Genomic DNA, 22,001 nt, shown 5'->3' with positions numbered 1-22,001 from the left:
TCACCAGTTCCCGAGGCGGGTCATCCGGTCCGCGACCCGCTCGGCCGTCGGCCGGAGCAACTCGCCCGCGAGTCGTCCGTCCGCCAGGAAGACGACGGAGTCGGCGTACGAGGCCGCGACCGGGTCATGCGTCACCATCAGCACGGTCTGGCCCGTCTCGTCGACGATCTGCCGGAACAGCTTCAGGACCTCCTGACCGGTCCGGGTGTCCAGCGCGCCCGTCGGCTCGTCGGCGAGCAGCACATCCGGCCGGGTCACGAGCGCGCGGGCGATGGCCACGCGCTGCTGCTGCCCGCCGGAGAGCTGATGCGGCCTGCGATCCATGTGCGCGCTCATGCCGACGCGTTCGAGGATCTCCCGCAGCCAGGCGTCGTCGACGGGCTTGCCCGCGAGCCGGGGGACCAGGGTCACGTTCTGCCGCACCGACAGCGCCGCCATGAGGTTGTACGCCTGGAAGACGTAGCCGATCCGCTCCCGCCGTACGGCCGTCAGCGCCGACTCCTTGAGCCTCGACAGCTCGGTGTTCCCGAGGTAGACCCGTCCCGAGGTGGGCCGGTCGAGCCCGGCGAGGCAGTGCAGAAACGTGCTCTTGCCGGACCCGGACGGCCCCATGACCGCGGTGAACGTCCCGTGCGGCACACCGAGGGTGACGTCCCGGAGGGCGGTGACCGCGGTGTCCCCCTTGCCGTATGTCCGGGTCACGGACTCCAGCCGCATGGCTTCCGCCGTCGTGCCCGTACCCGCGCCCGTGCCCGCGGTACCCGCCGTACCCGTGCCGTCCGCCGCGGCCGCGGAGCCGTATCCGACCGGTGTCATCTCTCGTGCCTTCCGTCTGCGCTGACTTCGAGAACACGCTAGGAAGCGGGGGCGGGGTGGAACGAGCCGTCTGGGTCCCGTATTCCGTGGTGTATCCAGCTACACCATGCGGGCGGCGCGGGCCCTTCCCGCCGGCGTCGGCTCGGCGCACCGGCCAGGCGTCCGGCCGGGTCCGATCAGGTGTCCGGCCAGGCGTCCGTCGGGGACGGCCGACCGACCCGCCGCACCCGAATCCGAAGCCGGTACTCGTACCGCGAGCCGTACGGAGCCACGCACCGCGAGCCGTACGGAGCCCCGGCCCGAGCCCCCGGCCCGAGCCCCCGGCCCAAGCCCCCTGCCGACCCCCCGGCCAAGCCTCCAGCGCGGCGCAGAGTTGACGCGCAAGGCTAATGCTATTAGCTTCAGGGCTATGCCATTTAGCCGATTGAGGATGCCATGACCGAATTCCTGACCACCGAAGGCGGACGGCTCGCGTACGACGTGACCGGAGAGGGACCGCTGATCGTGCTGGCCCACGGCATGGGCGACAACAGGGCGGCGTACAACGAGCTGGCCGCCCTCCTCGCACGGCACGGCCACCGCGTCGCCACAACGGACCTGCGCGGACACGGCGAGTCCAGCCCCGACTGGCCGTCCTTCACCCGCACCGACGTGGCGGATGATCTGCTCGCACTCATCCGGCACCTGGGAGGCCCGGCCGTCATCGTGGGTCACTCGTTCTCCGGCGGCGCGGCCACCATCGCCGCGGCCCGGGAACCCCGACTCGTCCGCGCCATCGTCGAGATCAGCCCGTTCACCCGCGCCCAGAAGCCCGATCTACGCGCCCTTGCCACGAACGCCCGCTACCGCAAGGGCATGACGCTGCTCCTGGGCACCGCCCTGCTGCGCAGCGTCGGCCTGTGGAAGCGCTACCTCGACCATGCCTGTCCGGGTGCCAGGCCCGCCGGTTTTCCCGCCCATCTCGCCGCGCTCGACGCCGATCTGCGCAGGCCGGGCAGGATGGCCGCCTTCAGCAGGATGGGCAAGTCCGCACCCACCGACGCCGGTGCCGCACTGCCCGGCATCCAGTGCCCCGCCCTGGTGATCGAGGGCGGTCTCGACCCCGACTGGCCCGACCCCCGAGCCGAGGGAGAGGCCATCGTGGCGGAGATGCCGAGAGGACTCGGCCGGCTCGAAGTCATCGAGGAAGCGGGTCACTACGCGCACGTCCAGTTCCCCGCCGAGGTCGCCGAGTCCATCCTGGCCTTCATCCCCCAGGAGACGGCACGTGGCTAGGGCGGCCCTGTCCCCGGAAGCGGTCGTCGACATCGCGCTCCGCATCGTCGACGAGGGAGCCCCGGCCGCCCTGACCCTGTCGGCGGTGGCCAGACGGGCGGGCGTGGCCACCCCGTCCCTCTACAAGCACGTGCGCCATCTCGCCGAGCTACGCGCACTCATGTCGGCCCGGATCATGAACGAGATCGCGGACCGGGTGGGCGAGGCCGTCCTCGGCCGCTCATCGGACGAGGCGGTTCGCGCCCTCATGGTGGCCTGGCGGCAGTACGTACAGCAGTACCCGCACCGCTACTCGGCGCTGGGCCAGAGCCCGGAACCCGCGACGGCCGAAGCCGGGAAGCGGCTGATCGACATCGTGTTCGCCACACTGCGCTCCTACGGCATGGAGGACTCTGCGGCGGTCCACGCGACCCGCTGCCTGCGCGTCGCGGTCCACGGCTTCGCCGTACTGGAGGCCGAAGGCGCGTTCGGTCTCCCCGAGAAGCTGGACGAGAGCTATGACCTGCTGACGCACATGGTGATCACCGGTCTGCGGACACCCCGCTGAACAGCCCGCCACGACCCGAGCCGCGAGGCCCCGAGCCCCGGAAGGGATCTCTTCCGCCGGGAAGAGGCTCTGGAACGGCTGTGCCGGGAGGAACTGTGCTGTGATGACCCCTGTGAGCCGCGCTGTGGAGGAGACCAACCGTCGCATGCTTCGCGTACGGGACACGATGGACCGCGCCTACGCGCAACCGCTGGACGTCCCGGCCCTCGCCCGGATCGCCCATGTGTCCCCGGCGCACTTCACGCGTACCTTCCGGGCGACGTTCGGCGAGACGCCGCACCGCTATCTCCAGCGCCGCCGAGTCGAGCGCGCGATGTTCCTGCTGCGGGAGACCCGCCGCAGCGTGACGGACATCTGCTTCGAAGTCGGCTTCGGCAGCACCGGAACCTTCAGCCGCACGTTCCGCGACATCGTCGGCCGGTCACCGAGGGCGTACCGCAAGGAATCCGTGCCCGCGAACGTGCCGACGTGCTTCACGATGGCGTGGACGCGCCCGAGCGCCTGACCCCCTTCCGCGCGCTTCGGTCACATGACCGACTGCCCCTCCGCACGAACCGCGCCCACCCTCGGCACAGCAGTTTTGGATAAGTTCCCGTCCGGTTCGCGCAGTAGCGTGATGAACATGTTCAACGCCATCACGCACTCGCAGATCTACGTCCTCGACCAAGACGAGGCTCTCGACTTCTACGTCGGCAAGCTCGGCCTGGAGGTCAGCGCCGACGTCGACATGGACTTCATGCGCTGGCTGACCGTCAGCATCCCCGGCCACCCGGAGCGCCAGATCCTGCTGGAGAAGCCGGGCCCTCCGGCGATGTCCGAGGAGACGGCGGAGCAGGTCCGCGAACTGGTGACCAAGGGCGCGACGGGCGGCTCGCTCATCTTCACCACGGACGACTGCCGCAAGACGTACGAGACGCTGCTGGGCCGGGGCGTCGAGTTCACCGATGAACCGACCGAGCGCCCGTACGGAATCGACTGCGGCCTCCGCGACCCCTTCGGCAACAGCATCCGCTTCACCCAGCTGAAGTCCTGAGCCTCCGGGGTACGCCGGACCCGCGCGACGGCGGATACGGGCACGGGCGCGCCGTCCGCCTGCCGGGCCGTCGCGCGGGCGAGCCGCTCTCATATGCCGACGGCCTCGCCGAGCCGGCTCCCGGCACCGGAACCGGGCGCGCCGTCCGGGGCATCAGGCGCCAGGCAGGCCGAAGGCGGCGACGCATGCCCTGACGGTGACCGCGCGCCGCGGACCGACCCCACCGACCCGGCCGGGACCGCGCGCCTATGGCCCCAATGGCCGTACCGCACACCACGGGCACCCGACCCCGCGAGTGCCCCGCACTGCCCGCGCCGCCCGGCACGGCGACCACGTCCTTCCGCGCACGCTGTCGCTCTCCGTCCCGTCTCCTGTCGCGACCCTGGACCCAGGAGTGTGAAGTGGATTCCAGGGGCTACCCGGTGAGAGAACCGGCCGTCGCCCCGGCACCAGACCACCGAGCGACGAAGGAGACGTGAGATGCCGGCGGGATCGAGCCCGAAGCGAGAGCGGCAGTACGAGCACATCAAGGAGAGCGCCCACGAGCGCGGTGCCTCCATGAGCCGGGCGAAGGAGATGGCCGCCCGGACGGTGAACAAGGAACGCGCCCGTTCGGGCGAGTCGAAGACCGCGAGCAGGACCTCCACCCGAGATCCGAAGTCCGCTTCCCAGCGCGGCGGGCAGCGCTCCCACACGGGAGCCCAGGGCCCCACCAGGGATCAGCTCTACGCGGAGGCGCGGAAGAAGAACATCGACGGCCGCTCCACCATGAACAAGGACCAGCTCCGCAAAGCCCTCGGCCGCTGAACCCGGCCGAACCGGAGAGTCCCGAAGGGTACGGGCGGCCCGCGACCTCCCAGAGCCCGCCGCCCGTATCAAGGGGCGGCGGGCTCACGGCGTCGACGGGACGGACCGTCGACGGCCTCGATACCGCGGTACGGCCACAGGTCCGACCCGCGGACGCGGGTCGCGGACAGGCGGATGACCGCGTCGGTCGGGGCGAGGATCCCCGACGGCACGTACGCCGTCAGATCGAAGGCCACCCCTCGGCCGTCGAGCCGTCCACCAGGTCCGGGGTGGCCGCGCCGACCGCGCGGAAGGCCCCCGCCCATCTCCAGGACGAAGGGCGGACCTCGGGACATCCGCCGAGCCGCATCGGAGCGGCTGCGGACATGACGACCGCCCTCTCGCCACGCAGGCGAGAGGGCATGACGGCCAGGGGTCGTCCGGGGTCAGGTCACCGGCGCGCAGCCGCCCACCACCCCGTTCTGGATGTTGCAGACGCGGAAGTGCACATCGCGTACGTCATTGATGGTCAGGTCGTACTCGTAGTTGCCGGGGCCGATCAAGGCCGGGGGGCGGAGCCAGCCGAAGTGATGCCATGCCCCTGACCGCCACCGGTAACCGGACCACTGGAGCACCCCCGAATCGATCCAGGAGCAGCTGGCCCACGCGGATTCGCGACCGCTGCCCGAGGCGTCGGAGTTGGGGTGGCCGCCGTGGGTGCCGTCGGGGGTGGTGGAGAAGATGGCCTCGCCCAGATAGCAGCTGGAGTAGCTGATCCCGCTGCGATACGCGAGGGCACCGGTCTCGCCCGCGCTCGCGGGCGCCTGGGCGACGCCGACGGCGAGGGCCGTCGCGGCGAGCGCGACGGCGAGGCGGATCCGTAACCGTGGTCGTCCGAGCATGAGTCCTCCTGAATCCGGGGGATTGCCAGGCATCAGGATGCGGGCACGGCCGTACCGGACTCCATGGATATCCGTGCACGGCCCTGGTATCTCCGCGCACAGCGTGGCGCGCCGGTCGCCGGGCACCGCACACGACGAAACGCCGCCCACCTGACGGTGCGGCAGTGGCGCCCCCGGCAGGACTCGAACCTGCGGCCAAGCGCTCAGCAGACGCGGACGGGGGGCTTGTGCCCCTTGCTCTTCTGCTGTTCGTGCGCTTCGGGCTGACTGTGGGCGGTTGCTGCTGTCCGCGGTCGTTGCCGTCAGAACTGCCGTCACGTCAGAACACGGGGTGGACGCACGCTTTCCAACTGTGTTGGCGCCTGTCAGGGCTGTATGTCGGGGCGTTCACCGACTTTCATGGCCGCTTGGCCCTCGGCGCTGGGACGGCTTCGGGTCCCGCCTGAACGACCGTGAACGGGGCTGAATGAGACGGGAACTGAGACGGCCCGGTGGGTGGCCGAGCAGTCTCGTGGGTGGTGTGATCTTCTGATCCGCAGCTCAACTCCGCTTCACTGACCGGCGCCTGTGCCGGTATCCGAAGCACCGTCTCTGAGTACGGGGGAGCGTTCGGAACTATCGTCGTCTGTCGTCTTCGGCCGCCCTCGGACGGCCCACAGACGGCCCCAGGGATAAGTCCGGGCTTGGACAGCGTCACGCCCGGCGCGACGGGTAACGGGGCCTCTTGCTCGCCCAGTTGGTCCAGCAGTCTCTTGACTTGTACGGCCGTGGGAGTGGTCGAAAGATGAGTGACGTTACGGTCTGATCTCTTTTGTGCATCGTTCTCCATGTATCTGCCCCGCCTGGGGCACAGCAACGGAGGAGAACACATGAGGACCGTCCAGAGGATCGCAGCGGTGGCCGCAGTCACCAGCGGAATCCTTCTCGCCGGCATCGGCGGGGCCAGCGCCGCCCCCAGTGACAAGAAGGGGGACGACATCCCCGTGCTCAGCAACATCAAGGAGCTCAACTGGGACGACTCGCCCTTCTGTGGAATTCAGGTCAAGACCAAGCTCAGCGCGCAGAAGACGTCCTGTCCGGTAGTGCACAACGAGGGCAGCTCTCACAGCCCGGTCTACATCCTCACCTTCGGAGACTGATCATTCACAGCGGTCCGGCGGTCCGGCGGTTCGCCCGTCGGACCGCTTGGCTTGTCGGGGCGTTGGCAGGCAGGTGAGTGATCCGGCTGTTGTGTCGGGCAGGCTCCCAGGGCTTCCGTCCGCTCTCGCCCCGACAGCGAGAATGCGTGCCTCTATGAGGCGGTGCGGAGCGCGGCCCTGGTGCGGTCGTTTCAGTGCGTTGTACTTTCCGCGCTGCTCCAGAGTGCCGAGTACGCCCGGCACGTCTTCACCACCACGCAGAAGCCGGAGCCCGAGGAGATCGGCAGTGCGGGGGCGGCCCGAGTGGAGCGGCAGAGCCTGTTGTACGAGCCGGTCCGTGAGTCGGTGTTCCTGATGTTCCTGCTGACGGAAGGTGTGCTGCGGCCCTGGCCGGGCACTCCGGCCCTGATACCCGCGTTCTCCGACACCACGCATCATCAGCGGCAACGAAAAGCCCGCCGCAAGTGATCTCGTGGCGGGCTGGAAACGCTGTCTGACCTGCGAAAATGTGGCGCACCCGGCAGGACTCGAACCTGCGGCCAAGCGCCTAGAAGGCGTACTGGCGTGAGCGATGTGCTCACCAGGGGTTTCGCCTGGTCGCTGCGCACCAATCTATGGAAAGTCGCTTGGTCCAACTTCGACGCGAAATCGTCGCGGAATCGTCGGCGAAGGGCACTGCCCCGGAGTGCTGCTGAGCTCCGGGGCAGTGCGGGACTGCGACCCGCTATCCGAGCGGGTGACCTCGCGCGAGAGTCTCGCAGTCCCGATGCCCGCCAAGGGCGGGCGCTCACGGAAGGGGGGCCGTGCGGGGCGTACCCATCCACTTCCAAGTTCACGCGTGTATGTAGGTTTTGCCCTACATGCATTCGATCACGGTCCCGTGAGCGTGGATGCGTGCCACGCTCCAGTCCTCCGCCCGACTGGGTGCTCACCCGCCGCCGGGCCGCAGGCGACCAGATCACAGCGGCGAGGCGACATGCCGGGCTGACCCAAGAGCAGGTCGCTCTCACCACGGGCATCGACCGGGCGACGTACAACCGCATCGAGCTGGGCCATTCGTCGCCGCTCCTCGACTCGCTGATCGGCATCACGGACGCGATCGGTGCCCCGCTGGCCGAGCTGGTCCGCGAGGAGTAGCCCCGGCCCGCCCAGCCGGGGTCCACCCGCAGTGAGTGCGGGGCCGCGGGCGGTGGTTCAGGCCGGAGCGTCGGTCTCCGTGACCGGAGCGGGCACCATGGCCCCGGAGTTCGAACCGGTATCCAGCCACCGCATCTCCACCGCCTGCGGAGGCCGCGCCGGAGCCGGGGGCACTGCGGCCCGCAGTGCCTCGGCGAGCTGCTCCACCGCCTCCGCGCGCAGGACCCCGAGGTGCACGTACGACTTCCCCGACCGGCTGACCATGGGCCTGATCAGTCTCCAGTCCCGTTCGGGCACGCCGAGTGCGGCCATCACGGACCGGATCGCCTCGGCCGCGTCCGCGGCCCTGGCCGTGGCGTCCCGCCACGTCTGCATCTCCATCACCGGCCGCCCTTCTCCGCGGCCGCGCACCGGGGGCAGGCGCAGGGCGGATACGCCGTGGACCAGGTTGGTTCCACTGGAGGCCCCTGGCCGTTCTCGCCGCGGACCACGACCCGCGACGAGACGGGTTGCCGGGTACCGCCGGGGCTGACTCGGTACACATGGAGGGTCATCGCCGACCGGGCGGCGGCTGCGTCCGCCTCAGGGGGCTCCACCAGGCGGCCTCCGCGCTGCGAGTCCCGCCGGGTGCCGTGACGAATCCTGTCGGCATTGCGAAATGCGGTTCTCCCAGTGCCCGAAGAAACCTCCGCTGGCCGGAGAACTCGGTGCGGGCATGGAGCCAGCGGTAGTTGTCCAGGATGTACGCCTGCCCGGGAACGAGGTCGAGAGGTGCTGCCGGGCCAGCAGGGCGGCATTCAGGTGAGCCGGATAGGGCTCGACGAACGGGCTCCACCGGGCAAGTTCGTCCTGCCTGAGCCGGATACTCGCACGGCCTCCCGCGTGGAGCGTGAAGACCTGCGAAGGATTTCCCGTACCCGTGCCGAAGTACACGGACCGCGGCCTCGACAGCGTCTCGACAGCCTCGGGGCAGCGTGCACGGAGTTCGCTGAATACCGCTTGTCCGTCGACCAGCAGGGAGTGGCCACCAGCATCTGCCTTCTGCTCGCAGGCCAGGAGCATCAGCCGAGGCGGACGGGGGACCTGGGAGCGTTCGGTGTGCGCCAAGAGCTCCCCTTGCCCGAGCCCTGCGTACCCCGGGCGGCCGGCGTGCCGCTGCGTGTGCTGGATGGTGGTCAGACCGTCGGAATCGCTGTTCGGGTGCGGTGACAGGTCCATGAGGCGCTTGGCGAGGGTGAGGACATCGCGCCGGGTGAACAGTCCCTCTACGGTCACCAGCCCGTGCTCGCGCAGGCGCCTGGCGATCTCGGGTTCAGCCTCCGGGGCTTGGGCGTCGACACGATGCGCTGTGAACAGGACCTCGTGCTGCTCTATCACTTCGGGCATTGTCTGCTCCAGGGTCGGCGGGCGGTGCCGTCAACAGTGGGAGCGGGGGCAGCGGCCGTAAAGCGACAGATTGTCGATTCGAAAATCTCGACCGTGAGGGCACCTTGCGGGGGGCACCTGCTACGTTCCGACCGTCCGGGTCCGCCGCGCAGGACGAGGTACCTCATGCCGTACACACCCCCCTTGTGGCCCGTCTCTGTCAAGGCCGTCGCTCTCGACGCCCGGAACCGGGTAATGCTGCTGAAGAACGAGCGGCAGGAATGGGAACTGCCCGGAGGTCGCCTTGAGGTCGGCGATCCGGTCGAAGGCGTCCCGGCCGACGAGAACCCGGAACACGCCGTGGAGCGCGAACTCCGCGAGGAGACCGGCTGGGAGGTCAAGGCTGGCCCCCTCATCGACGGAGGCGTCTGGATCTACGAGCCGATCCCCGGGCGACGTGTACTGGTCGTGACCTACGGCTGTCACGTCCTGACACCGGACCGGCCCCCCGTACTGAGCCACGAGCACAAGGAGATCGGGCTCTTCACCGCCGCCGAGGTACCGCAACTGAACATGCCCCGCGGGTACAAGCAGTCGATCGCGGCCTGGACCAGCGGGCGGTAGTCATGGCCGGAGACGGAGCGGCGTTCCGGCAGTCCGCTGGTGCTCCCCGGCTCTCGGAACATGCCCAGTGGCACTGGGCCACCCCGCAGGCCCAGCTCGTCCTGGCGGCCGGAGACCTGGGTGGGATCCTCCCGCTTCTACCGATCCGTTCACCGGCTGAACCAGACGCAGCTCGGCTCGCTGCTCGGCTACGACAAGACCTACATCTCCGCCGTCGAGACCGGGAAACGCAGCCTCGACGACGTCGGATCCCGTCGGCGCGTGTGCGAACAGCTCCGTCTTCCCCCGCACGTCCTCGGCATCACCGATCCTGCCGACACCGACCACCGGGCGATGCTCCAGTTCGGTGAGTCCACCATCCGCCTGGCCGAGATCGCCCGCCAGTCCGGTCACGCGTCCGAGGCCGTGGAGGAACCGTGGCCGTTAGCCGCCCGACTCGAAGCGAGAGTCGACGACGGGCACACCGAACGGGACGTTCTCCGCCTTCTCGCGCAGGCTCGCGTCGGTCCCGGCGTCGCGTTGGGGAACGTCCTTCCAGAGGAAAGAATCGGTACCGCCGCACGGTGGACGGCCAGAAGCATCAAGATCGCGGACTACTTCGCCGATCCCGGATTCACGTCGTACATCCTGCGGATGCATGGCAATGAACTACGCAAGGCAGGTCTGCGCGGAGCCGCCGTCGACCGCCTGCTCCACGCCGCCGCCATCGCCCCGACCGCAAACGCACGGGCTGCCGTCCTGCCCCTCCTCGGGCGGGCGGCCGGCGCGCTCGGCCATGCCGATCTGTTCGACCAGGTCACGCGGGAATGTGCGTCTCTGCTCGACTCGGTGCCGCACACCAGCCTCTTCAACCCCTTCGCCCTCCACGAGATCCGGCTGCGGGGCCTGGTAGCGACGGGCCGGGCGCGAGAGGCGATCAAGCTGGTGGACAGCGACACGGTCGTCACTACGACCGTCGCCCCACAGTGGCGTGCGATCGAAATGATCACAGCGGCCCACGTGCGGCTCCTCGCCGGAGATGACCACGGGGCAGCGGAATCCCTGGCCACGGCGACGTACGAGGCCACCACGCAGCGCCTGCCTCACCAGCTTCAGAGAGTCATACGGACCGCAGGCAACGACCTTCCGCGCCTCCGCGAGGAAGCATCTGATGCCCTGGACGTCCTACGGCAGGAGATGTCCGCCTGACACCTGAGAACCCGGCCGTGCACGGTGGCGTACCACGGCCCGAACCAAGGGCCCGGGCACCCGCGGGGGGACCACCGCGACCCGCACAGCGAATCCGTCGGCAGACACGACGAAACCGCCCCTGCCTCCCGAAGGAGACAGGGGCGGTCGCAGGTACAGGGCATGAGGTGACAGATTTCTGACAGATCCTCCGATCCGGCGACGATCCCCGCACCGTGCCCGTACCGTCCCCACCCATGTGGTCCACCCTCATCGCCGTCCTCGGCACCCTCGCCGGCGTCACCCTCGCGTCCTCCACCCAACTCCTCACCGAGCGCCGCACACGGGCCCAGCAGCACCGCCAAGAGGTCGCCGCGGCCGCCGGCGCACTGCTGGACGCCGTGCTCGCCTATCGCGAGATCTACTGGCTCCGCGTCGACTCCATCCGGGCCGGCGAGCCCGACCCCACCGACCGAGCCACCGTCTACCGCGCCCGCAGCGAGGTCACCCGCGCCCGGGACCGGCTCGCCCTCGCCACCGCGGATCCAGCCCTGATACAGGCATCCGAGGCAGCCGCCTGGTCCGCGATCGACCTGTCCGACATCCGGCTCGGAGAGCCCGTCGACAACCAATTCGCGGCGGACGTCGAGGCGGCGCTGGACATCGGTCGCGAACGATCCCGCGACGCGCACACCGTGCTCCGTGAGGCCGTGACCGCCTACGTCCACCACCGCTGAGCCCGGCCCGGCACACGACGAAACCGCCCTCCCTTCCGCGCGAGGCGGATGGGAGGACGGCGGGGGGTGTCGGGGTCGGTCAGGCCACTGCTCCGCAGCCGGACACGACGCCGTTCTTCACGTTGCAGACCCGGAAGTGCACGTCACGCGCGTCGTTCATGTACAGGTCGTAGTAGCCGAAGGAATGGGGCGGCTGCGTCCATCCGAAGTGATGCCACGCGCCTGACCGCCACCGGTAGCCGGACCACTGAAGCACACCCGAGTCGATCCAGGAGTTGCAGTTGACGCCCTGGGTGACGTACCCGGTACCGTCCGTGTCGTAGCTCTGATAGCCCTGGTGGACGCCGTCGGCGTTGTAGGTGAAATCGGCTTCCCCGATCCAGCAGGTGCCGTAGCTGGCCCCGGTGCGCGACGCCTGGGCACCGGTCGCGTCGGCGCTGGCGGGTGCCTGGGCGGTCACAGACGTGAGGGCCGCCGCCACAGCGATGAGGGCGAGCCGCGACCTTGACCGTTCGGGTCTGCGCATGGGTATCTCCCTGGTTTCGGGGGTGGTCTCCCGTAGATCACCAGAGTGGGAGTGCCGCAGGCGGAACTCCATGACGATCCCCGCACGGCTCTTGCCGATCCCTGCACAGGCGGACAGAGAACAGCGCACCAGGACATGACGAAACCGCCCGAAGAGTGGGGCGGTTCTCTTCCCTACCATTCCGCGCCACTGGGCCTGTTCATCCCGCGCCATGTGCGTCCGTCACCCCTGGACGGCCCAACTGACGGGTCTCACTCTGTGGATTGTCCACCCCTGAACTGAGCCCACAGGGAGCACCACCATGCGGAAAACCAGGAACACCGCCACCCAGCCGACCGCCAGACACCGCCTCAGCGGAATCCTCGGTGCCGCCGCCGGAAGCCTCGCCCTCGCAGCCACGACCATCATGACCGGAGCAACCCCCGCCAGCGCCCACAACAGCTTCGAGTTCGCGTTCTTCGACGACGGCTTTGAGAGGGGCTACAGCATCTTCAACACGACCAGGGGCAGGGTGTACGCCGGGCAGGGCTACTGGCGTCAGGACCCCCTGGGAAGCCTGCCCGGGGACACCCTGGGTGTACAGGACCTCATGCCTGACGGATACGGCGTCGAGGCGTACCTCAGCACAGGCCGGGTCGCGTCCACCCGGGGCCACAGCTCTCCGTGGACGGACGAGAAATCGGGCAATCTCCCCGAGGGCAACGAATACATCCTGCAGGTGTGCGTCGTGAAGGGAACCTGGCAGACCTGCTCGCCGACCGTCACGGTGTGGGCTTGATCCACCGTCGCTGGCCCCTGGCCCCGTGCATGACGAAACCGCCCCCACCCGCGAAGGGTGAGGGCGGTGAGGTCCGTGTCAGCTCAGCGCTCCGCAGCCGGACACGACGCCGTTCTTCACGTTGCAGACGCGGAAGTGAACATCGCGTGAGGACGAGCTGGTCCGGGCCGCCGAAGTCGCCGCCGGCGATGATCCGGGCCGGGCGCTCGCGGGCGGGGACGGGCTTTCGCCGCGTCGAGAGCAGGGCCGCGAGGGCGTACATGCAGCAGCCCGGCCCGCCGGCGGCAGCCGACGGCGGGGTCCAGGCGCGGGTCGCGCGCGGTCGGCCGCGCGCCCGGTGAGCGGACCGAACCGGACCTCGATGCGGGTGGGGGAGCCCACGGCGAGGTCCGGCTGCCCCGTCGCCGTCGAAGTCACCGGTCCGGAGGACCGGGGAGTCCGCCCCGCCGTCGAGCCCGGGGAGCCGGCTGGGCGTCCCGGCGAGCCCGCCGGGACGCCCCAGAGGACGCCGGGCGCGGGGACCGCGCCGTCGGAGGTGAGGACGACCGCGAGGTCCGCGAAGCCGTCCCCGTCCCCGCAGCCTGCGAGAGCCACCCCGCACGCCACGACCACCGCCACCGCGCGCCCCCGCCGTCCGCTCATCCCGCCATCCCACACGACCGCCGGCAGTCCGGTCCAGTGGCTGGTCAACGGCTCGCCGCACCCCCGCGGGCGTCCCCGGACGCCGCCGAAGGATGAAATCCAGTTCGGTGAAGCGGAACGACCGCATCATGAACCTCGTCATGATCTACGCCGTCCGACATGGCTACCTGCAGCGCGATCCGCTCCCTAAGGGTAAGAGCCGCACCTCGCCGAAGGTGGCGGACTCCGTCGATAAGCAGCGTCTCCTCAGTCGCGACCACGTAGCGACGATTCTGGACTGGATCGGCAGGCGCCTCCGGCGAGGATCCCTCTACCGTGCCTTCTTCGCCACCTACTACGCTGGCCTGCGCCCAGAGGAGGCCAGCGCCCTTCGTGTCGGGGACGCGACGCTGCCGGAGACCGGCTGGGGTCAGTTCCTGGCTCATGGAGCTCAGCCGGAAGTCGGAAGTCAGTGGACCGACACCCGTACGGTTCACGAGCGACGGTGGCTCAAGGGGCGCGGCGAGGGCGATATGCGCGTCGTCCCCATCCGGCCCGTCCTCGTCCGCATGCTCCGCGCGGTGATCAAGGAGTACAAGTTGGGGGAGACCGACCTCCTCTTTCCGGGTGAGAAGGGCGGCATGCTCGCGGGATCGGTGCTCCGACGGGTCTGGGTGAAGGCGCGTGAGGCGGTGCTTTCGGAGCGGGAGCAGGAGACCCCGACCGGCAAGCGGGTTTATGACCTGCATCACACCTGTCTCGCTACTTGGCTCAACCGCGGCACTCCGTCAGCGTAGGTGGCCGAGTGGGCGGGCAATAGCGTTCAGGTGCTCCTGAGCACCTATGTGCGCTGCATCGATGGAGACGTGGTCGGGATCCTGAAGAACCTGGAAGACGCTGAAGACCGTCAACCAGTCGTGGCCTGACGAGCGGCCCCAACTCTGTGAAAGCGGGGTCGGGGCGGCTTCGTTGTGTCGCCCGGGAGGGGCTCGGGGGTCCGATTCTGTGGGACGGACACCCGTAGAGACCCGGATTCGGCCGGTGTCAGCCGGACATCAGGCCACGGGGGCCTGCTCGCCTCACGTGCTGAGGTGTGGCGCCACCCCCTCTGACCTGGGCTTTAGTGCCTTGATTGGGGGTATGGTGGTGGTGCCCCGGCGGGACTCGAACCTGCGGCCAAGCGCTTAGAAGACACTCAGTTTGGTTGTACCTCCAGCGGTCTGACCTGCATTTTTTGTTGCTTAGTGATGCATCGTCAGCTTCTGTGTGGGACGCATGTGGGACGATCTTGCCAGCCCGGCGCCGGTGGGACCATTGAGGTAGAGCCTTGTCGTAAGCCCGGAAGTGGGTTGGCTCCCGCGGGCGAGGCGGGCCCGCGGCTGGCAGGACCGGATCGAGGCGCTGACAATGGATACCACCTTTGACGTCAGGGTCTGGCCGATCGAGAAGGGATCCGGAAGGCTTCGCGAGCCCTATGGGGTCCGTTGGTCCGTCGGCGGAAAGCGCCATCGCAAGTCGTTCCAGACGTTCGCACTGGCCGACGGTTTCCGGGCGGAGCTGGTGACCGCGACGCACACCGGCGAGCTGTTCAACATGTCGACCGGCTTGCCGGAGCGGTAGGAGCCGAGAGCTTCCTCGGTCGGGTGGTACGACTTCGCTGTCCAGTTCGCGGATGCCCAGTGGCCGCGCGTGTCAGCGAATCACCGGAAGAACACTGCTCGCACGTTGGTGATCGTCACCACCGCGCTGATGGAACGGGATCCACCCGGCGTCCCGTCTCACGTGGTTCGTACGGCGCTGAGCGGCTGGGCCTTCAATACCGGCCGCCGTGATGGTGCGCCGGAGGACACCGTCGCGGTACTTGGTTGGGTGCGGCGGCACACGCCGACTATGGACTCCTGGACTGATCCGCTCATGGTTCAGGACGTGCTGCTGGTGCTGGGAACGCTGCTTGACGGTAGACGAGCGGCGGCCTCATTCGTGAAGCGGCATCGGTGGGTTCTGCATCTGGTGATGAGGTATGCGATCGCGCGCGGGATTCTGGTGTCCGGTCCGCTGGCCGAGAGACGGAACCTCACGCTGCACACGGCTGGCGCGATTGACCGACGTCGTCTGCTCAATGCACAGCAGGCGCAGCTACTCGACTGGATACGGAATCGACCGCGAGGCGGACAAAGGCTGCACGCGTTCTTCGCCGCGCTGTACTTCCTGGGGCTGCGACCGGAGGAGGCTGTCGCGCTGCGCGTGTCAGACCTTGTCGTGCCCGGTTCGGGGGGAGGGCCAGCGGGCCGAGATCGTGGTGCACGCTGCCGAGCCCGAGATCGGGCGTACGTGGACCGACAGCGGAACCCGGCACGACCAGCGGCACCTGAAAGGGAGAGCAGAGGGCGCAACGCGCATAGTGCCGTGCCCTCCTGTGCTCGTCCGCATCCTGCGGGCGCGCATTCAGGATGCGGGTCTGCTTCCCGGCGACCGCCTCTTTCCTGGGGAGCATGGCGGTGTCCTCGCGGGCTCCGTCTACCGGCGAACGTGGGACCACGCCCGCAATGCGATCTTGCCACCGCACGTCTACGCATCACCGACGGGACGGCGCGTGTACGACCTTCGGCACGCCTGCCTGACGACCTGGCTGAGCCACGGCATTCCGCCCGCTCAGGTGGCCGAGTGGGCTGGCACCAGTGTGGCCATGCTGTTCGCCACGTACACGCAGTGCATCAGCGGGCAGGAAGAGGATCTACGGAAGCGGCTCGACCAGATGCGCGATACCCCGATGAGTTCTATGGCGGCGTGAACCCCACCGCAGCACGGGAAGGTGTGCATCTATCCCTCCACTCCGCCAGTGCCGATCGGAGTGCGGCGAAGTGGATCCGTTCCTGTTCCAGCGGGCCGCGCGCACAAGCGCCGACAGCGAGACCTGCGCCTGATCTGCCAGCGCTCGTTCCACGACAGTCAGCCGGGCCGGGTCTACGTAGACGGCCTCGTACAACGCGGAGACGGCGAACTACCCTCGTCGGCCTGGCTGTCGGTGCTGTCGGTCGGAGTCCGGGTAACCGGTGTGTAGAGCAAGCGCTCCATCGGGAGTGTGATGGTCGGAGCCATGGCGTCGATCTCCGTGACCAGATCCACGGGCACGTCCCGCAGGGTGGCGGCGCGTGCTTCGATGCCGCTCATCAACTCCATGACGCGGCGGTCCTCCGACCAGACGCGGTCGTCGAGGAACCGTCGCAACTGCTCGGACAGCTGCCGCACCGTCGCCTGTGTGCGTTCGGTGGCGTGCAGCCAGGCGTGGGGCCTGCGCCGCACCCACGGATCCGGCTGACCGATCGTGTCCATGGTTTCGACCTCGGCCAGTCGGTGCTTCAGTTCTTCCTGGCGCCGGTAGGACAACAGGAAGTCGTAGAACGTTTGGAAGCTGCGGCCTTGGTCCGACTCGGAGATGCTCTCCCGGCAGCCCGGCAGCCCGGCAGCCCGGCAGCCCGGCAGCCCGGACAGCGTCGACTAGCTCGCCCTTGGCCCCGCCCCGCCCCACACCGCAATCCGCTGGCGAAGTTCCCGATCTAGGTCCCGGAAGTTCGCCTCCGCCGGCAGCAGCCGCCATGCCGGATGGTGCTTGCGCAGCCGGACCAGCATGTTCACCAGTCGGGATGGCGGGGCGGGCCAGGTCAGTGCTGGCGCCGGTAGGGATCGGTGTACGGCTCCATGGACTGGCGGATCTCGTCCCGGACTGGATCCATAAGGGGCCCGGGGGCGTAGTAGCGGGCGCGGGCCTTGCCGTGGGGGACAAGCCAGCCGCGGGCGACGAGCTCCCGGATGTCGCGGATGGCTTGCTGGTCGCTGAGGTCGGCGTCCTGCTGGTAAACGGTGCGGCGGACCTTCGCGTCCGAGAACGCGGGCAGCAAGGCGTAGACGACCCGCTCGTCCAAACCGGCGGCCTCGACGCCTTCGACCAGGCGGGTCCAAGCTCGCGACATCACGTCGAAGCGCCGCTGGGCCTGCTGCGCCTGGCGGTGGTGGGCGGTCAGACAGAACCGGATCCAGGGCCGGGTGTCCCGCTCCGGACTCCAGATAGGGCCGCCTACGTCCTCCAGGACCTGGTAGTAGGCATACGTGTTCTGTCCCCGGCCGAGCCATTCCTCGATGGACGAGAACTCGGGTGGCATCAGAGCCTCGCGGGAGAACACCAGGGTGGACAGGGCGCGCGACATGCGCCCGTTGCCGTCCTTCCACGGGTGGATCTTGACGAGGTTGAGGTGGGCCATGGAAGCGCGGACGTGGACGGGGGCGTCGAGGTCGCCGTCGTTGAGCCAGTCGATGAACTCCGACATCAGAGCGGGAACGACCGCCTGGTCCGGAGCGGTGTAGGCGGGGACCAGCGGGTCGTCGGGGCTGGTGACATAGACGGGCCCGTCGCGCCAGCGGCCGGGGCGCTTGTCGAGGTGGTGGCCTTGCAGCATGAAGTGCAGACCGTTGAGCAGGCCAGCGTCGTAGCGGAAGCCGTCTCCGGCGTCGGCGAGCGCCTGGATGTAGGTCATGCCACGCTGATAGCCCTCCAGCTCGGCGCGCGTTTTCTCCCCGGTCTCCAGGGGTTCCTCGCCGGACATGAGGGCTTCCACGTCGTCGACCGTCGCGGCGTACCCCTCGATGGTGTTCGATCCGGCGATCGCGCGGGCGGTGAGGTTGCGGCGCAGCTGGCGGGTCCAGCGGGGGGTGGCCCGGAGCATGTGGCGCAGGGAGCGGCGCATACTCTCGATCTCGTCGAGGGCCCGCTGGTCGTCGGCATCCAGGAGGGGTGTTACGTACAGCATGACTCCATGACATGATAATTGTGTCATTAAGTCAAGCGGGCGCGCTTGGATCAGATCACCGTGGACGGAGCGGTCTTCCCGAGGTAGATCTTGAACGCCTCGCGGATCTGGCCACGCGTGTAACCGACCGTGTTGACATTGGCCGGCACGACTTCCCGCTCGTATCCGCGCTTGCGGGCGGAGAGGTACTTGACCATGCTCGGCGCTCCGGTGTTGGAGACGAACAGGTTCCGGGCGGTCCGCAGGTCGTTGTGCAGCCCTTCGAAATTGCGTGCGTGGCCGATGCTGACCGGACCGGCGGTGTAGTACTTGCACTCGATGGCCAGCAGACACTTGTTGCCCCGCGGCGCCATCCGGATCTGCCGGGAGAGTGCCGCCTCGTCGGCGGGCAGGATCAGGACATCGCACTCGTGCAGTACGCCGGAGTTCCCCTGGACCTGAACGCCGAGGTGCACCTCCAGGGCCCGGGCGCGGTCGAATTCCACCACGGCGTGGGTGTACGGGTGCGTGGTGCTTTAGAGCTGGCCGGGGCTGGTGCGGAACACCAGGTTGTTGACGTCGTTCCCGTCGACGTCCCTGTGGTGGACGGAGGCTCCCAGGCTGCTGGCGGTGGAGGTTGCCAGGGAGCGGTGGAGGTCGCCAGGGAGAAGAGGTACCCCTCGTAGACGTCCCAGGGCTGGGAGGCGGAGGTGTAGGAGACTCCGGGGCCGGCGAGCAGGGTCTGGATCTCGTGGAGCAGGGTGTTGACGGCGTTCATCGGCTGATCTCCTCGCGTGCTTCGCGGAACAGATCCTGAAGGTGTGCGTGGGTGTCTTCGGAAAGGCGGGCGGCGACCTCATGAGTCTGGTCGCGGCGCCCGGTGAGTTCCTCCCCCGCTGCCGATGGGCCGACTCCTGTCCTGCCGCAGCCCATGCCCGTCCCGGCCCGGCTTCGGGAGGACATCAAGGCCGCCTACGACCAAGCGGACCACCTCATTCAGGAAGACCGGTTCGCGCAGGCCGTCGACGTGCTCGGCGAGGTCATCGAACCGGCGGCCCGCGTGCTCGGCCCCGAGAACAAGGCCGTACTGGCGCTGCGCAGACAGCGCGCCGCCGTGCGTCTTCTCGGCGGTGACTACCGTGCCGCGCGACCCGAGTTCGACACCCTCGCCGACGTGTATGCCCGCATTGCCGGGCCGACCAGCGAGCAAGCCCGTGCCTGCCGTGCCCAAGCCGCACGGTGCCGCGCCGAACTCGGCATGGTCACCGACGCGCTGGCGCAGCTGAGGGAAGTGCTTGCGGTCGTACGCGCCGTTGACAGAGACGCGAGCGAAGAAGCTGTGGAACTCCGACACAACATCGGGATGTTGCTGCTTGCCCTGGGACGGACTGCAGAGGCCAAGGAGGTACTGGCGCCGCTGTACCAGGATGTCGTCCTGGTCAGTGGACCGGAGGACGAGTTGGCCGTCGAGATTGCCGAAGCGCTCGCGTTGATAGAACTCGGCCTTTACCACCCCGGGCCGGAAGCTTGACAGGTAGGCCCGGCCCAGGGCGATTCAGACAGTCAGGGCCGCGGGTCGTGGTCGATCAGTTTCAGCAGGCTCAGCAGTTGCTTGGTCTCCGTCAGGGCCTCGGTCTTCGTCTCCGGGGCGTCCATGTCCCAGTGAGCGAGTTCGTTCCGGTAGTCCTTGACGGCGGTGACGCGGCGGACGAGATCGTCCTGCTCGTACGGCCATGCCAGCCGTGCCCAGCAGGCGTCGTCCTTGAGGACTTCCGGGTACTGGCCGAGGGTGAGGTATTTGCCCGTGGCGCGCGTCCTGCGCACACCCGAACCGGTGGGCAGCTCGTCCACGGGCAGCCGGTCGGTGAGGCGGCGCAGCCGCCGTTCCGCCTCGCCGAGAAGAATGAACGGTTCCACCCGGAGCTTGAGCTGGTCGGCCAGATCGGACGCGGTGAGGATCCCCAGGACGAGATTGTCGCCGTCGGTGACGATCAGGAATCCGTGACGCTGAATGTCGTCGATGCGGACGAACAGCTCCTCCTGCTCCTGAGCGGTAAGCGGATGAGGATCCAGAGCTGCCGCTATGGTGGTGCCGCGATGCCCCAATTGGGCACGCGCGATGCTCTCCCAGGTGACGACCCCGCGCAGCACGTTGTTCCGGTTCACTACCGGAAGCTGCGAGAAGTCACCCTGAACCATGCGGGTGATGGCTCGGCTGAGCGGTTCGTCGAAGCCGACTGTGACCACGTCTCGGGCAAAGGGGAGGCTGCCGATGCGCCAGTGGCGACTCAGATCCTCGCCTGCGGCCCTTGTGGGCGTGTGGCCAAGGTCTGTCCCCGGAGGCTCCTGAGCCGCCTCTCCCGTCAGTGTGGTCTCCTCCGCGGAGACCGTGATCAGGCCGTCGAGCTGGACCTCCGTGAAGTGCGGGGCCACCTGCAGACCGCGAGCCGCCAGCTCCCGGTCGACAAGGTCGATGACATCGCCGGTGCGCCTCTGCCAGCCCCACAGGCCGATCAGGTCCCGGGCGGTCAGCTGTCGGGTGCCCTCGTCGCGCACGTCCTGCTCCAGCGCCTCGGGGTCCGCAGGCGGCTCCACGGCGCCCTTGTAGCCCGGGTCGACACCAGTCTGCGCCAGTGTCTCGACGCGGTGTGCCGCGTCACGGCGTCGCAGCTCGCTCACGGTCAGGAATGCGCCGATGCTGTCGCGGAGGTCCCCACCGATCGCGGCACGCTCGATCTGAGTGCGCACCCACTCCACCTTGCGCGTGTGCCGGAAGCCGGGGGCTGCCTCGCTCCGGTACTCGTAATCGCCGGACAGTCGCCCGATGGCGACGACCCCCAGGAACTTCCGGGGCATCACGACTAGGTCCCCGGTCTCCATCGTGATGAAGCGCCACAGCTGGTGCTTCCAGTTGTCCACCCTGCCGGGCAGCTCATCCGGATAGGCCCGAGCCAGAACATCCCCCACATCGGCGATCGATGCGCAGCCGCTCAGGTCGCCGACCTCCTCCCAGCCGGCGATCACCACGCCCTCGTCAAGCGCCTGCTCTTCGCGCTCTCCGTACTGGCCCCCGCGGACCGTCCAAGCCCTGACCATGGTTCCCCGCCCCGTTTGGCCTTCCAGCCGCATCCACATCGGGCGGCTCGCGTCGGGGTTGAATCTACGTGCGCGCGGCGGCGTGAGAACAGGCGTCGAGCAGATCGAGCCAGCAGTCGAGAACTGGGCGGGTGCCGTTTTGACGCCTGTCCTGTTCTTGGCCGATGGGCCATCAGTACGGCTCTGACCAGGAGCGACTCCCTGGCCAGGTGCGGTTGGGCGAATGTTGCCGCCTCAGCCGGGGGACGTATGTGGGACACAGCGCCTCAATCGAGGGTGCATATCAGTACAAAATCCGCCTCACGGGCTATGAAAAAGCCCTCCGCGAGTGACTTCGTGAAGGGCTGAAAAGGCTCTGACCTGCATAAATGTGCGCCCCCGGCAGGACTCGAACCTGCGGCCAAGCGCTTAGAAGGCGCCTGCTCTATCCACTGAGCTACGGGGGCCGGATGACGGCCATGGCCGCCGGAACCCGCGGGTCCGTGGCCTTGCCGGGGACAAGGATAGGGCTCCGATCGCCTTGTCCCGGTTGCTTCGCCTGCGTGGCTTGATGTGTAGGTTCGGTGAAGCGAACCGATAATCGCAGGCAGGTGCGATTCCTGCATCGCTTTTCACGTCTCGCGTGCTGGGTGTTGTGCACTCGTTATGCCTGCGCCCCACTCGTCCCA

At 68.6% G+C, this 22,001-nt stretch carries 25 protein-coding genes, 1 tRNA gene and 1 pseudogene; 16 read left to right on the top strand and 11 right to left on the bottom strand.

Annotated features, from left to right (window positions below; genetic code table 11):
* Positions 1–717 (bottom strand): ABC transporter ATP-binding protein, encoded by a 717-nt coding sequence (locus ACWEFL_RS07365; protein WP_451708861.1) that lies wholly within the window; start codon positions 715–717, stop codon positions 1–3.
* 534 nt (positions 718–1,251) lie between these two features.
* Between ACWEFL_RS07365 and ACWEFL_RS07360 the strand changes: the two genes are divergently transcribed.
* The 5 genes from ACWEFL_RS07360 to ACWEFL_RS07340 all read left to right on the top strand — a co-directional run bounded on the left by ACWEFL_RS07360 (position 1,252) and on the right by ACWEFL_RS07340 (position 4,478).
* Complete coding sequence (locus tag ACWEFL_RS07360; protein WP_451708685.1) at positions 1,252–2,091, top strand: alpha/beta fold hydrolase; 840 nt, start codon at positions 1,252–1,254, stop codon at positions 2,089–2,091.
* A complete protein-coding gene (locus ACWEFL_RS07355; protein WP_451708682.1) occupies positions 2,084–2,638 on the top strand; it encodes a TetR/AcrR family transcriptional regulator in 555 nt (184 codons plus the stop codon). The genes ACWEFL_RS07360 and ACWEFL_RS07355 overlap by 8 nt, the downstream gene beginning before the upstream one ends.
* A 112-nt stretch (positions 2,639–2,750) precedes the next feature.
* Positions 2,751–3,143, top strand: a complete 393-nt coding sequence (locus ACWEFL_RS07350; protein ID WP_451708858.1) for a helix-turn-helix domain-containing protein — start codon at positions 2,751–2,753, stop codon at positions 3,141–3,143.
* Positions 3,144–3,260: 117 nt separating this feature from the next.
* A complete protein-coding gene (locus ACWEFL_RS07345; protein WP_451708679.1) occupies positions 3,261–3,671 on the top strand; it encodes a VOC family protein in 411 nt (136 codons plus the stop codon).
* Between the two features lie 480 nt (positions 3,672–4,151).
* A complete protein-coding gene (locus ACWEFL_RS07340) occupies positions 4,152–4,478 on the top strand; it encodes a plasmid stabilization protein (RefSeq protein ID WP_451708676.1) in 327 nt (108 codons plus the stop codon).
* Between the two features lie 68 nt (positions 4,479–4,546).
* Here ACWEFL_RS07340 and ACWEFL_RS07335 read toward each other — a convergent pair whose 3' ends face one another.
* Positions 4,547–4,813, bottom strand: coding sequence for a hypothetical protein (locus tag ACWEFL_RS07335; RefSeq protein WP_451708878.1), 267 nt, complete (start codon positions 4,811–4,813; stop codon positions 4,547–4,549).
* Positions 4,814–4,903: 90 nt separating this feature from the next.
* Positions 4,904–5,359 (bottom strand): hypothetical protein, encoded by a 456-nt coding sequence (locus tag ACWEFL_RS07330; protein WP_451708674.1) that lies wholly within the window; start codon positions 5,357–5,359, stop codon positions 4,904–4,906.
* A gap of 869 nt (positions 5,360–6,228) precedes the next feature.
* On the opposite strand from ACWEFL_RS07330, the gene ACWEFL_RS07325 reads away from it, so the two are divergent.
* The 3 genes from ACWEFL_RS07325 to ACWEFL_RS07315 all read left to right on the top strand — a co-directional run bounded on the left by ACWEFL_RS07325 (position 6,229) and on the right by ACWEFL_RS07315 (position 7,635).
* Positions 6,229–6,498 (top strand): hypothetical protein, encoded by a 270-nt coding sequence (locus ACWEFL_RS07325; protein WP_451708672.1) that lies wholly within the window; start codon positions 6,229–6,231, stop codon positions 6,496–6,498.
* 162 nt (positions 6,499–6,660) lie between these two features.
* A complete protein-coding gene (locus ACWEFL_RS07320) occupies positions 6,661–6,966 on the top strand; it encodes a Scr1 family TA system antitoxin-like transcriptional regulator (protein WP_451708670.1) in 306 nt (101 codons plus the stop codon).
* 426 nt (positions 6,967–7,392) lie between these two features.
* Entirely contained in the window at positions 7,393–7,635 is a 243-nt protein-coding gene (locus ACWEFL_RS07315) for a helix-turn-helix domain-containing protein (protein ID WP_451708667.1), read from the top strand.
* Positions 7,636–7,692: 57 nt separating this feature from the next.
* Here the strand turns inward: ACWEFL_RS07315 and ACWEFL_RS07310 are convergent, their stop codons facing one another.
* A complete protein-coding gene (locus tag ACWEFL_RS07310; RefSeq protein ID WP_451708665.1) occupies positions 7,693–8,016 on the bottom strand; it encodes a hypothetical protein in 324 nt (107 codons plus the stop codon).
* A 201-nt stretch (positions 8,017–8,217) separates the two neighbouring features.
* The gene (locus tag ACWEFL_RS07305) at positions 8,218–9,021 is read right to left on the bottom strand and encodes a TauD/TfdA family dioxygenase (protein ID WP_451708662.1); all 804 of its coding nucleotides are present in this window, start codon (positions 9,019–9,021) and stop codon (positions 8,218–8,220) included.
* Positions 9,022–9,204: 183 nt separating this feature from the next.
* On the opposite strand from ACWEFL_RS07305, the gene ACWEFL_RS07300 reads away from it, so the two are divergent.
* From ACWEFL_RS07300 to ACWEFL_RS07290, 3 genes are all read left to right on the top strand, one after another.
* A complete protein-coding gene (locus ACWEFL_RS07300; RefSeq protein ID WP_451708659.1) occupies positions 9,205–9,624 on the top strand; it encodes an NUDIX hydrolase in 420 nt (139 codons plus the stop codon).
* A 120-nt stretch (positions 9,625–9,744) separates the two neighbouring features.
* Positions 9,745–10,812, top strand: a complete 1,068-nt coding sequence (locus ACWEFL_RS07295) for a hypothetical protein (RefSeq protein ID WP_451708657.1) — start codon at positions 9,745–9,747, stop codon at positions 10,810–10,812.
* 236 nt (positions 10,813–11,048) lie between these two features.
* Positions 11,049–11,528, top strand: coding sequence for a hypothetical protein (locus ACWEFL_RS07290; protein WP_451708654.1), 480 nt, complete (start codon positions 11,049–11,051; stop codon positions 11,526–11,528).
* A 79-nt stretch (positions 11,529–11,607) separates the two neighbouring features.
* Here ACWEFL_RS07290 and ACWEFL_RS07285 read toward each other — a convergent pair whose 3' ends face one another.
* Positions 11,608–12,054, bottom strand: a complete 447-nt coding sequence (locus tag ACWEFL_RS07285; protein ID WP_451708652.1) for a hypothetical protein — start codon at positions 12,052–12,054, stop codon at positions 11,608–11,610.
* A gap of 301 nt (positions 12,055–12,355) precedes the next feature.
* Between ACWEFL_RS07285 and ACWEFL_RS07280 the strand changes: the two genes are divergently transcribed.
* The 4 genes from ACWEFL_RS07280 (at position 12,356) to ACWEFL_RS07265 (ending at position 16,244) form a co-directional block, all read left to right on the top strand.
* The gene (locus ACWEFL_RS07280) at positions 12,356–12,832 is read left to right on the top strand and encodes a hypothetical protein (protein ID WP_451708649.1); all 477 of its coding nucleotides are present in this window, start codon (positions 12,356–12,358) and stop codon (positions 12,830–12,832) included.
* 749 nt (positions 12,833–13,581) lie between these two features.
* Complete coding sequence (locus ACWEFL_RS07275; RefSeq protein WP_451708646.1) at positions 13,582–14,250, top strand: tyrosine-type recombinase/integrase; 669 nt, start codon at positions 13,582–13,584, stop codon at positions 14,248–14,250.
* A 610-nt stretch (positions 14,251–14,860) separates the two neighbouring features.
* Positions 14,861–15,073 (top strand): hypothetical protein, encoded by a 213-nt coding sequence (locus ACWEFL_RS07270; RefSeq protein ID WP_451708643.1) that lies wholly within the window; start codon positions 14,861–14,863, stop codon positions 15,071–15,073.
* A gap of 796 nt (positions 15,074–15,869) precedes the next feature.
* The gene (locus tag ACWEFL_RS07265) at positions 15,870–16,244 is read left to right on the top strand and encodes a hypothetical protein (protein ID WP_451708641.1); all 375 of its coding nucleotides are present in this window, start codon (positions 15,870–15,872) and stop codon (positions 16,242–16,244) included.
* Between the two features lie 173 nt (positions 16,245–16,417).
* Here the strand turns inward: ACWEFL_RS07265 and ACWEFL_RS07260 are convergent, their stop codons facing one another.
* From ACWEFL_RS07260 to ACWEFL_RS07250, 3 genes are all read right to left on the bottom strand, one after another.
* The gene (locus ACWEFL_RS07260; RefSeq protein ID WP_451708857.1) at positions 16,418–16,891 is read right to left on the bottom strand and encodes a DUF3375 family protein; all 474 of its coding nucleotides are present in this window, start codon (positions 16,889–16,891) and stop codon (positions 16,418–16,420) included.
* A 224-nt stretch (positions 16,892–17,115) separates the two neighbouring features.
* A complete protein-coding gene (locus ACWEFL_RS07255) occupies positions 17,116–18,258 on the bottom strand; it encodes a Fic family protein (RefSeq protein WP_451708638.1) in 1,143 nt (380 codons plus the stop codon).
* Positions 18,259–18,308: 50 nt separating this feature from the next.
* Positions 18,309–18,746 (bottom strand): hypothetical protein, encoded by a 438-nt coding sequence (locus ACWEFL_RS07250; protein ID WP_451708636.1) that lies wholly within the window; start codon positions 18,744–18,746, stop codon positions 18,309–18,311.
* Between the two features lie 374 nt (positions 18,747–19,120).
* On the opposite strand from ACWEFL_RS07250, the pseudogene ACWEFL_RS07245 reads away from it, so the two are divergent.
* A pseudogene (locus ACWEFL_RS07245) lies at positions 19,121–19,768 on the top strand (serine/threonine protein kinase); the annotation flags it as partial.
* A gap of 32 nt (positions 19,769–19,800) precedes the next feature.
* Here ACWEFL_RS07245 and ACWEFL_RS07240 read toward each other — a convergent pair.
* Positions 19,801–21,333 (bottom strand): CBS domain-containing protein, encoded by a 1,533-nt coding sequence (locus ACWEFL_RS07240; RefSeq protein ID WP_451708633.1) that lies wholly within the window; start codon positions 21,331–21,333, stop codon positions 19,801–19,803.
* A 373-nt stretch (positions 21,334–21,706) separates the two neighbouring features.
* A tRNA-Arg gene (locus tag ACWEFL_RS07235) sits at positions 21,707–21,779 on the bottom strand.
* Positions 21,780–22,001: the final 222 nt, after the last annotated feature.

The sequence above is a fragment of the Streptomyces sp. NPDC004838 genome (assembly GCF_053600955.1).
Note: the sequence above shows the minus strand (reverse complement) of the source record. Positions and strands in the feature narration are given on the sequence as shown.

Bases quoted from the DNA above. Each gene is read 5' to 3' on its own strand.
- ACWEFL_RS07340 (WP_451708676.1), top strand. From the start codon at position 4,152: ATGCCGGCGGGATCGAGCCCGAAGCGAGAGCGGCAGTACGAGCACATC.
- ACWEFL_RS07290 (WP_451708654.1), top strand. From the start codon at position 11,049: ATGTGGTCCACCCTCATCGCCGTCCTCGGCACCCTCGCCGGCGTCACC.
- ACWEFL_RS07365 (WP_451708861.1), bottom strand. From the start codon at position 717: ATGCGGCTGGAGTCCGTGACCCGGACATACGGCAAGGGGGACACCGCG.
- ACWEFL_RS07360 (WP_451708685.1), top strand. From the start codon at position 1,252: ATGACCGAATTCCTGACCACCGAAGGCGGACGGCTCGCGTACGACGTG.
- ACWEFL_RS07255 (WP_451708638.1), bottom strand. From the start codon at position 18,258: ATGCTGTACGTAACACCCCTCCTGGATGCCGACGACCAGCGGGCCCTC.
- ACWEFL_RS07345 (WP_451708679.1), top strand. From the start codon at position 3,261: ATGTTCAACGCCATCACGCACTCGCAGATCTACGTCCTCGACCAAGAC.
- ACWEFL_RS07285 (WP_451708652.1), bottom strand. From the start codon at position 12,054: ATGCGCAGACCCGAACGGTCAAGGTCGCGGCTCGCCCTCATCGCTGTG.
- ACWEFL_RS07310 (WP_451708665.1), bottom strand. From the start codon at position 8,016: ATGGAGATGCAGACGTGGCGGGACGCCACGGCCAGGGCCGCGGACGCG.
- ACWEFL_RS07240 (WP_451708633.1), bottom strand. From the start codon at position 21,333: ATGGTCAGGGCTTGGACGGTCCGCGGGGGCCAGTACGGAGAGCGCGAA.
- ACWEFL_RS07280 (WP_451708649.1), top strand. From the start codon at position 12,356: ATGCGGAAAACCAGGAACACCGCCACCCAGCCGACCGCCAGACACCGC.
- ACWEFL_RS07335 (WP_451708878.1), bottom strand. From the start codon at position 4,813: ATGTCCCGAGGTCCGCCCTTCGTCCTGGAGATGGGCGGGGGCCTTCCG.
- ACWEFL_RS07270 (WP_451708643.1), top strand. From the start codon at position 14,861: ATGGATACCACCTTTGACGTCAGGGTCTGGCCGATCGAGAAGGGATCC.
- ACWEFL_RS07325 (WP_451708672.1), top strand. From the start codon at position 6,229: ATGAGGACCGTCCAGAGGATCGCAGCGGTGGCCGCAGTCACCAGCGGA.
- ACWEFL_RS07330 (WP_451708674.1), bottom strand. From the start codon at position 5,359: ATGCTCGGACGACCACGGTTACGGATCCGCCTCGCCGTCGCGCTCGCC.
- ACWEFL_RS07305 (WP_451708662.1), bottom strand. From the start codon at position 9,021: ATGCCCGAAGTGATAGAGCAGCACGAGGTCCTGTTCACAGCGCATCGT.